This is a genomic window from Rhizobium sp. PP-F2F-G48 (assembly GCF_004342335.1).
In the GTDB taxonomy this organism is placed as follows: Bacteria; Pseudomonadota; Alphaproteobacteria; order Rhizobiales; family Rhizobiaceae; genus Ferranicluibacter.
On record NZ_SLVH01000007.1, the window covers coordinates 241,931 to 253,843 of the forward strand.

At 63.7% G+C, this 11,913-nt stretch carries 9 protein-coding genes; 1 reads left to right on the plus strand and 8 read right to left on the minus strand.

Annotation, left to right across the window (positions count from 1 at the left end):
* Positions 1–8 precede the first annotated feature (8 nt).
* From C8J36_RS17110 to C8J36_RS17140, 7 genes are all read right to left on the minus strand, one after another.
* On the minus strand, positions 9–860 hold the full coding sequence (locus C8J36_RS17110) for a carbohydrate ABC transporter permease (protein ID WP_132536604.1): 852 nt from the start codon (positions 858–860) through the stop codon (positions 9–11).
* A complete protein-coding gene (locus C8J36_RS17115; protein WP_132536605.1) occupies positions 857–1,768 on the minus strand; it encodes a sugar ABC transporter permease in 912 nt (303 codons plus the stop codon). The genes C8J36_RS17110 and C8J36_RS17115 overlap by 4 nt, the downstream gene beginning before the upstream one ends.
* Before the next feature lie 157 nt (positions 1,769–1,925).
* On the minus strand, positions 1,926–3,194 hold the full coding sequence (locus tag C8J36_RS17120) for an extracellular solute-binding protein (protein WP_132536606.1): 1,269 nt from the start codon (positions 3,192–3,194) through the stop codon (positions 1,926–1,928).
* 139 nt (positions 3,195–3,333) lie between these two features.
* Positions 3,334–4,452 (minus strand): LacI family DNA-binding transcriptional regulator, encoded by a 1,119-nt coding sequence (locus tag C8J36_RS17125; protein WP_132536607.1) that lies wholly within the window; start codon positions 4,450–4,452, stop codon positions 3,334–3,336.
* A gap of 135 nt (positions 4,453–4,587) precedes the next feature.
* Positions 4,588–5,070 (minus strand): transcription elongation factor GreA, encoded by a 483-nt coding sequence (greA, locus tag C8J36_RS17130; RefSeq protein ID WP_132536608.1) that lies wholly within the window; start codon positions 5,068–5,070, stop codon positions 4,588–4,590.
* A 26-nt stretch (positions 5,071–5,096) separates the two neighbouring features.
* A complete protein-coding gene (locus tag C8J36_RS17135) occupies positions 5,097–6,038 on the minus strand; it encodes an MYG1 family protein (protein ID WP_132536609.1) in 942 nt (313 codons plus the stop codon).
* 152 nt (positions 6,039–6,190) lie between these two features.
* A complete protein-coding gene (locus C8J36_RS17140; RefSeq protein ID WP_132536610.1) occupies positions 6,191–6,595 on the minus strand; it encodes a helix-turn-helix domain-containing protein in 405 nt (134 codons plus the stop codon).
* Positions 6,596–6,716: 121 nt separating this feature from the next.
* On the opposite strand from C8J36_RS17140, the gene C8J36_RS17145 reads away from it, so the two are divergent.
* Entirely contained in the window at positions 6,717–7,730 is a 1,014-nt protein-coding gene (locus C8J36_RS17145) for a zinc-binding alcohol dehydrogenase family protein (RefSeq protein WP_132536611.1), read from the plus strand.
* A 144-nt stretch (positions 7,731–7,874) separates the two neighbouring features.
* On the opposite strand, the gene C8J36_RS17150 is transcribed toward C8J36_RS17145, so the two are convergent.
* Positions 7,875–11,913, minus strand: a 4,039-nt coding sequence (locus tag C8J36_RS17150; RefSeq protein WP_165915090.1) for a hypothetical protein, incomplete at its 5' end; no start/stop codon positions are given.

The following is an 11,913-nucleotide window of genomic DNA, read 5'->3' on the forward strand; positions in this document are numbered from 1 at the left end:
TCGACATCCTATTTCACAGAACCGAGCATGCCGGCCACGAACTGGCGCTGCATGACGAAGAAGACGAGAAGGGTTGGGAGGGTGGCGAGGATCGTGCCGATCATGACCACGCCGAAATCGGGGTAGTAGGCCGAGGCCAGCGACGATACGACGAGCGTGATCGTCTTCGTGTCGTTCGACTGGAGAACGATCAGCGGCCAGAGATAATTGTTCCAGTTCATCATGAAGACGATGACGAAGGCGGCGGCATAGGTCGAGCGCATCACGGGAACGTAGATATAGAGGAAGATCTGCCACTCCTTCAGCCCGTCCACTTTCGCTGCGTCGCGCAGTTCGGTCGGGAAGGCCTTGGTGGCCTGGCGGAAGTAGAAGATGATGAAGGCGGAGGCGACGGTCGGCAGCAGGATCGCGATGTGCGTGTTGATGAGGCCGGCCTTGCCCATCATCATGAACAGCGGGATCATCAGCGCCGCAAAGGGCACCATCAACGTCAGAAGAACGAGCGAATAGATGCGGTCGCGCATCTTCGAGCGGAACATCTCGAAGCCGTAGCCGGCGAGCGACGACACGGCGATCGTCAGCAGCGTGGCGAGGATCGCCACCTTGGCCGAGTTCCAGAACACGAGCGGCACGTCGACCTGCGCGAAGAAATTCGCGACATTGTTGGAAAAAGCACTGCCGAACGTTGCCTTGCCCTTGATGATGTCGATCGACGTATTGGTCGAGGAGATCATCATCCAAATGAAGGGAAAGACGGAGACGAAGGCGGCGACCGACAAAGCGACATAGGTCGCGGCACGCGGGAGGACACGGCCTGCGCGGGAGGCCGGGACGGCGCGGCTGGTGGAGATGGCGGTCATGAACGCTCCCTCGCGGCATAGAATTGCAGGAAGGACAGCACCGCCACCATGAGGACGATCACATACGAGATCGTGGCGGCATAGCCGAAGCTCGGCATGTAGCGGAAGGTGAGATTGTAGATGTAGAGCGACAGCGTGATGGTCGCGTCCGCCGGCCCGCCCTTGCCTTCGGTGAGGTTATAGACCTCGTCGAACAGCTGGATCGTGCCGATCGTGGAGATGATGGTGGTGAACAGGATGACCGGCTTCAGCATCGGAATGGTGAGGTGCACGAAGCGCGCCCAGGCGGGAACGCCATCGATGCGGGCGGCCTCGTAGATCGACCGATCGATGTTCTGCAGGGCCGCGAGATAGAAGATCATGTTGTAGCCGGTCCACCGCCAGGTGATGGCGATGATGACGAGGACCTTTGCCCAGAACGGTTCGGTAAGCCAGCCGATCGGCGCGCCGATGATGCCGACGGCCAGAAGCGCCTGGTTGATGATGCCATCGACCGAGAACATGCTCTTGAATAGGATGGAATAGGCGACCAGCGATGCGACGCAGGGCAGGAAGATGGCGGTGCGAAACACGCCCGCGAATCTGAGCCGGTCGGTGTTCAGAAGCGAGGCGAGCATCAGCGCGAGCACGATCATGATCGGCACCTGCACCACGAAGAAGATCGTCGTGTTGGTCAAGGCTTTCAGGAAGACCGGATCGTTGCTGAGCCGCGCGACGTTCCCGAAGCCTGCAAACTTCATCATCATGCCCTTGCCCGAGAAGAAGGACAGATAGAGCGAGCGGAAGATGGGGTAGATGAGGAACAGGCCGATGAGGCCGATGGCGGGCGCGATGAAGAGCCAGCCGTTGACGTCGTAATAGCGCTTCAGCCCGCTTGTCCGCGCGCCGCTTGTTTTCGCGTGAGCCATGGTTTCGACCGGAACCTGTTGGGATGATGATGGCGCTCGATGCGGCTTAAGCCTTCTTGCGCGTCTGCCCTGAATGCCCGGCCTTTTGGCCCTGGCGAGAAAGGGGTGCCGCGCCCGGAGGAAGGCGCGACACCGCAGCGCGGTTGGGAGGAACCGCTTACTGAATCTGGCCTTCGGCCTGCGACTGGATTTCTTTCAGCACCGTCGGGATGTCGGCACCCTGGGCCAGCGACGGCAGATGTGCTGCGACGGCGGTGTCGACTTCGTTTGTGAAGACGCCGTAATTGACCGCGGGCACCTTGGAGAGCCAGTCCGAGAAATTCTGCCAGACCTTTTCGCCGCCGAAGAACGGATCGGCCAGCATGTAGGCGTCGCCCGTGCGGGCGGCGAGCAGCGACCCGACGGCGCCGCGTTCGGTCAGGATCTTCTGGTAGAAGGGGATGTCCTTGGCATAGACCTCGTTGAGGAAGTCGATGGCTTCCTTTTTCTCGGCCGAGCTTTCGACGACATACCAGCTGGAGCCGCCGAGGTTGGACGCATGCGTCGCGCCTTCGATGCCGAGGCTCGGAAGCGGTGCGACACCCCATTTGCCGGACTGGTCGGCCTGCGCCTTGACCGTTCCGGTGATCCAGACGCCGGTCGTGACCGTTGCGACATCACCCGACGTGAAGGTGCCAACCCAATCGGTCCAGCCAGCGGCGGGCTTGTGAATGTTGGCCTTGAGGATCTTCTGCTGTGTCTCGAGCGCCGCCTTCAGAGCGGTGTTGTTCTCGATGCTCAGATTGCCTTCCGCATCGAAATACCACTGGCCGGCTGACTGCATCAGGATGCGGGTGAAGCCGGCGTCGGTGATGTCGAGACCGAGCATCTTCTTGCCCGTTTTCTCTTCGACGGCCTTGCCGATCTCGATGAAGCGATCCCAGGTGATGTCCTGCATGTCGGACGGCTTGAAGCCGGCCTGTTCCAGGTAATCCTTGCGGTAGTAGAGGCCCGTCACGCCGCTGTCGAACGGCATGCCGTAGACCTTGTCGTCCACCGTCATCAGCTTGACCTTGTAGGGTGCAAAGCCGGCATAATCGACCGTATCGGACATAGGCGCAAAGGCACCGGGGAAGGACTGCAGATATTTCTGCGCGCCGTAGTCCTCGATCAGGACGATATCCGGAAGCGCGTCCGTCGTGCCGGAGGTCAGTGCGGTCTGCAGCTTTTGCTCGACGTCTGCCTTGGCGAAGTCGACGATGTTGAAGGTGGTGTCCGGGTGCTTTGCGGTATAGCGCGCACCGGCTTCCTTCATGATCGCGACATTGAAATTGGGGTCCCAGCACCACACGGTGATCTCGCCCGCAAAGGCCGAGGTGGCGGCGAAAAAGCTCGTGCTCGCCAAAGCGACGGCCGCGAAGGTCTTTGAAATACGCTGGAAATGCATGGTCTTCCTCCCTGAAAGTCCCGATAACTGAGACAGCTCCACCTGTCATGGGCGGGAGTATTTCCTAAATTTTGGGCAAGGGCAACCGATATTTAGTAAATATTTATCGCGGTGCAAAAAGTGCCTGCTGCACCTGCGTTCACAAGGCTTCCGGGGTGCGGCAGCTGCCGCGCCAGATCGTCTCGGTGGGGATCGTCACCATTTTTGCATAGGCCCGGCCGCCGAGCCGCTCAAGCAGCAGGTTGACCGCCGTCTCGCCGATATGTTCGCCATGGATCTTCACGGTCGAGAGCGGTGGGGTGAGGAACTGTGCCACGGGGATATCGTTGAAGGAAACGATCGCCACGTCGTCTGGAATCGAAAGGTCGGCCTCGCGCGCAGCCCGATAGGTGCCGATCGCCATATTGTCGTTCGCTGTCACGATGATGTCGGGCAACGGCCGGCGGGACAGCAGCTGGCGCGCGAGCTCGTAGCCGGTTTCCAGCCGCAGGTTCTGCCCGGAATCGCAACTCTCGCCCAGCACCAGCAGATCCGCATCGAAGGTGCCCCGCGCCTTCTGCCAGTCGATATAGGCCTTGCACCGCCGCTCGCCGAACCGCTGGGTTTCCCCGTTCAGATGCTCGTAGCTGCCAATGAACGCGATGCGCTCGTAAGCGAGATCATCGAGCGTATCCAAGACCTTATGCGTGGCCGCGACGAGATCGCTATGCACGCAGTCGAAGCGGTCCGACGGCGGCACGAAGTCGGCGAAGACGACATGGCGGCAGTGCTTGTCGAGCCAGGCGATCTCGTTGTCCGAGTGTTTGCCGATCACGATGACACCGGAGACATCCGCCAGGAGCGCTGCATCCGGCATGCTGTCGGAGTGGAACACCTTGACGATATCGCTCTTCAGTTCGCGGCAGCGATTCTCGATGCCGAGACGCACGCCGACATAATAAGGATCGGCCACCTCGTCGGACGGCTCGAGGAAATGGACGATCGCGAGACGCTGAAGCAGGCCCGGCTCGCCATGTCCCAACTGGCCGGCCTGGTGGCTCGTAGAATGGCCAGCTCCGTTCTGCGCCCCATCCTGCTGCAAGGCCTCGCTTTGCCGGGCACGGTTGCGGGGCGTTGCATAATTCAGCGCTTCCGCGGTCTCGATGACGGCCTGACGCTTGGCGGCAGAGATCGAGAGGGCAGGATCGTAGTTCAGGACGCGCGAAACGGTCGCCGAGGAGACGCCGACCGCTTTCGCAATTTCCTTGATGGTGACCATGAGATGCGGACGCTCGAATATCGATACAAGGTGCAGAGACGACGCAGCCTGCCCGATTAGCAAGCCGCTGTCAGTAAATATTTACTAGATCAAATCCCGACGATGGAGATTTTTTAAGGTGTTGAACCGGCAGGCTCAGCCAAGTTTGACCACGTCCAGTTCGTGCCCGGCTACGGTTACGACATCGCCCACGGCCTTGCCCATCAGGGCGGCGGCAACAGGCGAGACGTGCGAGATCGTCCCGGCTTTCGGATCCGCCTCGTCCTCCCCGACGATCCGATAGGTTTGAACGCGGCCGTCGTCGCGGGCAAAGGTCACGGTGCTGCCGAAGGCGACAGCTGCGAGAGACGCAGGCTCAGGCATGATTTGCGCCGTTCGAATCCTTGCGGAAAGGTACCGCAGATCGCGCAGTGGCGTGGCGGCCTGCCGGCGCTTCTCGTTGACGTCCTCGATCAGGTTGGCGGCGGCATAGGCAACCCGCGCCGTCTCCATCTCGGCTTCCAGTGCCGCAAACCCCGCCTGCGTGACGAGGTTTGGATGCGCGGAGACGGGCCGATCGGGAAGGAGCGTTTCCGACGCGGTCTCGAAGCTTTCTTCCTTGGTGAAGGCAACGCTCATTCCGGATCTTTCTGAAACTGCCGCCGTCAGGCGACGGCGTGGGCCCGTTCGGCCAGCGCTTCGGCAACGGCGATGTCGGCGAGAGCAAGGGCGGCCTTGCGCGTACGGGCGGCGGCGATGAAGCGGCCCTTATGACAGAAGCTCGCTCCCATCACGCCGCTCGCCGCTTCCAGGTCGGCATTTGTCAGGCCCGCCCAGGCCATAGGCAGGTCGGCGCGAAGCTCGAAACCCTCATCCGCACGCCGGATGCCCGTCACGCACCAGTCCTTGTCGCGCGGATGCACGACGAAGAGCAGGTGATCGGCCCCGGCCTTCACCACTGCCGAGCGGAAGGGCATGCCGATGGGAAGCTCCAGAATATGCCCCTGCCCTGCCGCCGCAATGGCGTCCATCACCAGTGTTTCCGCGCGAATCTTGGCGGCGGCCTTGCCGATGCTCGCCTCCACGAAGCTGCGCGCGATGGCAAGGGCTCCGTAAAAGCTCCGCGTTTCGGCCTCCGGATCGGCGTCGTCGAAAACGGGCTTCAGCGTTTCGAGCAGCGCCGGAAGCGTCAGGCCCGCAAGAACACCAGCCGTCGAAGGGCTGAGCGCGCCATTATCGACGAGATCGACCGGCAGGACGAAGCTGCCGTCGAATGCGGCATGGACGGCCTCGACATGCGTTTCGGGGATTCCGGACGCGCGGAGATAATCCCGTCCGAAATGCCGCCAGATCAATCCGAAGGAACTGTAAGGCTGGCCATCGTCGCGTACCGGTGCGCCCCGCTGGTGATGGTCGAAGATGCGGGTCTCCGCATCATAGGCGCCGCCGACATCGTAGACGATCCGGTCCGCACCCGCCGCAATCCACTCCGGCGCGCGGCTGCGCACGATCTTCGCCTCGGGATGGAGCCGTGTCAGAATGACGCTCGACAGGAGTTCGTCGGCATGGAAGCCACCGGAATGGGTGACGAGAAAAGTTTGGTTCATGCCGGACGCCTTGTTCTCTGGGGACGGTACTCTCGGGGGATAGGCGCGCCGTGTGCGCTCGGCTTCAGATAGCCGCTCCGCCGCCCGACCTCAACCCGTATCGGAAATCGGCAGCCTGTCATGTCCATTCCGAACCCGACAAACCTCAGCTTTCAAGCTGCCGAGCTGCTTTCGGCACGTTCCGGCACGTTATGAGCGGTCTCCGCAGTCTTCGGCTTGCCGTACAGGCTGAGATTGGCATCTCCCCACTGCTTCAGCGCCAGCATCACCGGCTCCATCGACCGGCCGAGTGGCGAGAGGCTGTACTCCACCTTCGGCGGCACCTGCGCATAGACCTTGCGGGAGATCAGTCCGTCCTCTTCCAATTCGCGCAACTGGTTGGTCAGCATGCGTTGCGTCACGTTGGGGATCGTCCGGCGGATCTCGTTGAACCGCAGAGTGCCCGACAGGAGGTGGAACAGGATGACCGACTTCCACTTGCCATCGATCAGGGCGATCGCGGCCTCCACCGAGCAGCCGGGACTGCAATCGAACCGCGAGTGCCGGACCTTCGCCATGATGGTATCCTTTTCGACACTATGGACAGTCTTTGTGCGTATAACAATATTGCCAGCGTATTCGCATATCGTGCGTGACGCAACCGGATGACCCGGCGGCGAAAAGACGAGGAGTCCGATCATGAAAGCAGTCGCCTATACCAAGGCCGGCACGATCGAGCGCGACGATGCGCTCATCGATATCGAGTTACCCAGGCCCGCACCGGGGCCCCGCGATCTCCTGGTCGCGGTCGATGCGATCTCGGTCAACCCGGTGGACACCAAGATCCGCAAGAACGTGGATCCCGATGCGGGGTCGCAGAAGGTTCTGGGCTGGGACGCGGTCGGTCGGGTGGCCGAGGTCGGCAGTGCCGTGACGGCGTTCAAGCCGGGGGACGCGGTCTTTTATGCCGGCTCGCTGCTGCGGCCGGGCGCAAACAGCGAGTTTCATCTGGTAGATGAACGTCTGGTGGGCCGCAAGCCCGCATCGATCTCCAATGCCGAGGCCGCAGCCTTGCCGCTCACCGCCATCACGGCCTGGGAAATGCTGTTCGACCGGTTGGATGTCCGCAAACCGGTGCCCGGCGCCGCAAAGGCCATCCTTATCATCGGCGGCGCCGGCGGGGTCGGCTCGATCGCCATCCAGCTCGTGCGTGCGCTCACCGATCTCACGGTCATCGCCACGGCGTCGCGTGAGGAGACCCGGGCCTGGGTCAGCGACCTCGGCGCCCACCATGTCGTGGATCATTCCAGGCCGCTCGCCGATCAGATAGCTGCGCTCGGCATCGGCGCACCCGCCTTCGTGTTTTCGACGACCGAAACCCACCGTCATCTCGCCGAGATCGCGAAGCTTATCGCGCCTCAGGGCCGCTTCGGCCTCATCGACGACCCGGAAAGTCTGGATGTCACCGGCTTCAAGCGCAAGGCGGTGTCGATCCATTGGGAGCTGATGTTCACCCGTTCGATCTTCGAAACGCCCGACATGGCCGAACAGGGCAAGCTCCTCGACGACGTTGCCGCCCTGATCGATGCCGGTCGGCTGCGCACGACGGTGACCGACGTGCTCCGTCCCATCCATGCGGAGACCCTGATGCAAGCCCATGCCGTCATCGAAAGCGGCAAGGCGCGCGGCAAGATCGTCCTCGAAGGCTTCTGATCCTTAAAGCTGCAGCCAAAGCCATGCGGACAGAATGCTGCGGCTCTCTTCAACGGACTTAGCCGGCGGACGCGGGAGCGTCGGCCGGCGAAGTTTCGTTGCTGATAGGCGCCGCCATCCGGGACCGGATGGCGGCGTTTCTGTTTAGATCGACTGGTAGGCGAGGACGATCGCGTTCGTCTGGTCGGTGTTCATCGCCTGGATCTGGGTCGTCGTGAAGGCGACCTGCTGTGCCGTCGTCAGGTTGCTGATATCCGAGGTCGAGAGCCCTGCGATCGCCTTGGCGTTGATGGCAGCGATATCGGCCGTCGAGAAGGCCAGGAGGTCCTGCGAGGACAGTGCGGCGATGGCTGCCGAACCGAGGGCTGCGACCTGCGTCGCCGTCAGGGCTCCGATCTGGTCCGACGACATGGCATCCAGCTGCGTGGTCGAGAGTGCGGCAACCGCTGCCGTGCTCAAGGCCGAGACCTGAAGGGTCGTGAGCGAGATGACGTTGTCGGAAGACAGCGCCCCGATCTGCGCGGAGGTCAGTGCCCCGATCTGAGCCGTCGAGAGGCCGTCGATCTGGGCGGTCGAAAGCACCTTGATCTGGGCCGTCGAGAGGGCCGCTGCCTGACCGGTCGTCAAGCTGCCGAGCTGGGTGGACGTGAGGGCGGCGAAGTTCGCCGTCGACAGGCTCGCCAGTGCCCCGCTCCGCAGAGCCGTGATCTCCGTCGAGCTGATCGTCACCATGTCCCCCGTCTCAAGCCCGGCGACGGCGCTGCTGGAGAGCGCTGCCAGCTGTCCGGTGCTGAAGGCGTCGATCTGCGTCGTGGTCAAGGCGCCGATCTGTGCGGAGGAGAGCGCGGCAATCGCTGCCGTGCTGAGCGCCGCCACCTGATCGGTGGTGAACGAGGCGATCCCGTCCGTGGTCAGCGCACCGATCTGGACGGAGGTAAGCGATCCGACCTGTGCCGTCGAGAGGCCGTCGATCTGGGCGGTCGAGAGGACCTTGATCTGGGCCGTGCCGAGAGCGCCGGTCTGAGTGGTCGTCAGGCCGCCGAGCTGGGTGGATGTCAGGACCGCGAAGTTGGCCGTGGCGATGTTGGCGAGGGTCTTGGCGCTGAGAGCCGAGATCTCGGTCGAGGAGATGGTGGCCATGTCCTCGGTTGCAAGGCCTGCGATCGCTGCGGTCGACAGAGCCGCCAGTTGCTTGGTGCTGAAGGCATCGAGCTTGGTGGAGGACAGGGCACCGATCTGGGCCGAGGAGAGCGCAGCGACAGCAGTGGCGCTGAGGGCTGCGACCTGATCGGTCGTGAACGAGGCCAGTCCGTCTGTGGAGAGCGCACCGATCTGGGTGGAGGTGAGCGAACCGACCTGGGCCGTCGTCAGGCCGGCGATCTGGCCGGTCGAGAGAACCTTGACCTGGGCGGTGACGAGCGAACCTGTCTGCGCCGTCGTCAGACCGCCAAGTTGGGTTGAGGTGAGTGCCGCGAAGCTGACCGTCGAGATGCCGGCGAGCGTCTTGGCGTTGAGGGCCGAGATCTCGGTTGAGGAGATGGTTGCGATGTCGTCGGTATCGAGACCGGCAACGGCAGTGGCGGAGAGGGCTGCGAGCTGCGTGGTGGTGAAGGCGTTGAGCTGTGTGGTGCTGAGGGCACCGAGCTGAGCGGAGTTCAGGGCACCGACGCCGGCCGCGCTGAGAGCGGCCACCTGATCGGTGGTGAAGGATGCGATGCCGTCGGTCGTGAGGGCACCGATCTGTGCGGAGGAGAGCACGGCGACCTGCGCCGTGGTGAGGCCGTCGATCTGGGCGGTCGAGAGGACCTTGATCTGGGCCGTTCCGAGAGCACCGGTCTGCGCGGTCGTCAGAGCGCCGAGCTGGGTGGAGGTGAGGACGGCGAAGTTGGCGGTGGCGATGCTGGCGAGCGTCTTGGCGCTGAGCGCCGAGATCTCGGTCGAGGAGATGGTGGCCATATCCTCGGTTGCAAGGCCTGCGACCGCTGCGATCGAGAGGGCGGCGAGCTGCTTGGTGCTGAAGGCGTCAAGCTTGGTGGAGGACAGGGCGCCGATCTGGGCCGAGGAGAGCGCAGCGACAGCGGTTGCGCTGAGGGCTGCGACCTGGTCGGTCGTGAAGGAAGCCAGTCCGTCTGTGGAGAGCGCGCCGATCTGGGTGGAGGTGAGCGACCCGACCTGTGCCGTCGTCAGGCCGGCGATCTGGGCGGTCGAAAGCGCCTTGATCTGGGCCGTTCCCAGGGCACCGGCCTGTGCGGTCGTCAGACCGCCGAGCTGGGTGGAGGTGAGCACTGCGAAGTTCGCCGTGGACAGGCCGCCGAGCGCCTTGGCGCTGAGGGCTGCGATCTCGGTGGAGGAGATCGTCGCCATGTCTTCGGTGGCAAGGCCTGCAATCGCTGCAGACGACAGGGCCGCCAGCTGTGCAGTGCTGAAGGCACCGAGCTGGGTGGAGGACAGGGCGCCGAGCTGGGTCGAGGTCAGGGCAGCGACAGCGGCTGTGTTCAGCACGGCCACCTGATCGGTGGAGAGCGAGGCCACACCATCGGTGGTGAGCGAGCTTGCCTGGGCCGAGGTGAGGACCGAAACCTGCGTGGTCGAGAGGCCGTCGATCTGGGTGGAGCTCAGGGTGCGAACCTGGGCAGCGGTCAGGGCGGCGGTCTGCGCGGTCGTCAGGGCGCCGAGCTGGGTGGAGGTGAGGACGGCGAAGTTGGTCGTGGAAAGGCTTGCGAGCGTCTTGGCGTTGAGCGCGGAGATCTCGGTGGAGGAGATCGTTGCGATGTCGGCCGTTTCGAGGCCTGCGACCGCGGTGGACGACAGGGCCGAGAGCTGCGCGGTGGTGAAGGCATCGAGCTGGGCGGAGGACAGGGCCCCGATCTGGACCGACGAAAGGGCACCGACGGCTGCGGAGTTGAGGGCGGTGATCCGGTCGGTGGACAGGGTTGCGATGACGCTGGAGGACAGGCCGACGATGGCCTTGGCGCTGAGGGCTGCGATCTCATCCGTGGAGAAGGCTGCAAGGTCCTCGGAGGCCATGGCCGCCAGTTCTTCCGAGCCGAGGTTGGAGATCTGGGTCGCATTGAGCGCGCCGATCTGGGTGGAGCTCATGGCGCCGACCTGGGCACTCGTCAGGGACGTGATGGTCTTGGCGTTGAGGGCTGCGACCTGGTCGGTGGAGAGCGAGGCGACGCCTTCGGTGGAGAGCGCACCGATCTGGCTCGACGTCAGCACGGAGATCTGTGCGGTCGTCAGGCCGTCGATCTGGGCGGTCGAGAGAGCCTTGACCTGGGCCGTCGTGAGCGCTGCGGTCTGTGTCGTCGTCAGGCCACCGAGCTGGGTGGATGTGAGGGCGGCAAAGGTCGCGGTGGAGAGACCGGCGAGCGTCTTGGCGTTGAGGGCCGAGATCTCGGTTGAGGAGATGGTTGCGATGTCGTCGGTATCGAGACCGGCAACGGCAGTGGCGGAGAGGGCTGCGAGCTGCGTGGTGGTGAAGGCGTTGAGCTGTGTGGTGCTGAGGGCACCGAGCTGAGCGGAGTTCAGGGCACCGACGCCGGCCGCGCTGAGAGCGGCCACCTGATCGGTGGTGAAGGATGCGATGCCGTCGGTCGTGAGGGCGCCGATCTGTGCGGAGGAGAGCACGGCGACCTGCGCCGTGGTGAGGCCGTCGATCTGGGCGGTCGAGAGGACCTTGATCTGGGCCGTGCCGAGAGCACCGGTCTGCGCGGTCGTCAGAGCGCCGAGCTGGGTGGAGGTGAGGACGGCGAAGTTGGCGGTGGCGATGCTGGCGAGCGTCTTGGCGCTGAGCGCCGAGATCTCGGTCGAGGAGATGGTGGCCATATCCTCGGTTGCAAGGCCTGCGACTGCTGCGATCGAGAGAGCGGCGAGCTGCTTGGTGCTGAAGGCGTCAAGCTTGGTGGAGGACAGGGCGCCGATCTGGGCCGAGGAGAGCGCAGCGACAGCGGTTGCGCTGAGGGCTGCGACCTGGTCGGTCGTGAAGGAAGCCAGTCCGTCTGTGGAGAGCGCACCGATCTGTGTGGAGGTGAGCGACCCGACCTGTGCGGTGTTGAGGCCGGCGATCTGGGCGGTCGAGAGCGCCTTGATCTGGGCCGTTCCGAGAGCACCGGCCTGTGCGGTCGTCAGACCGCCGAGCTGGGTGGAGGTGAGCACTGCGAAGTTCGCCGTGGACAGGCCG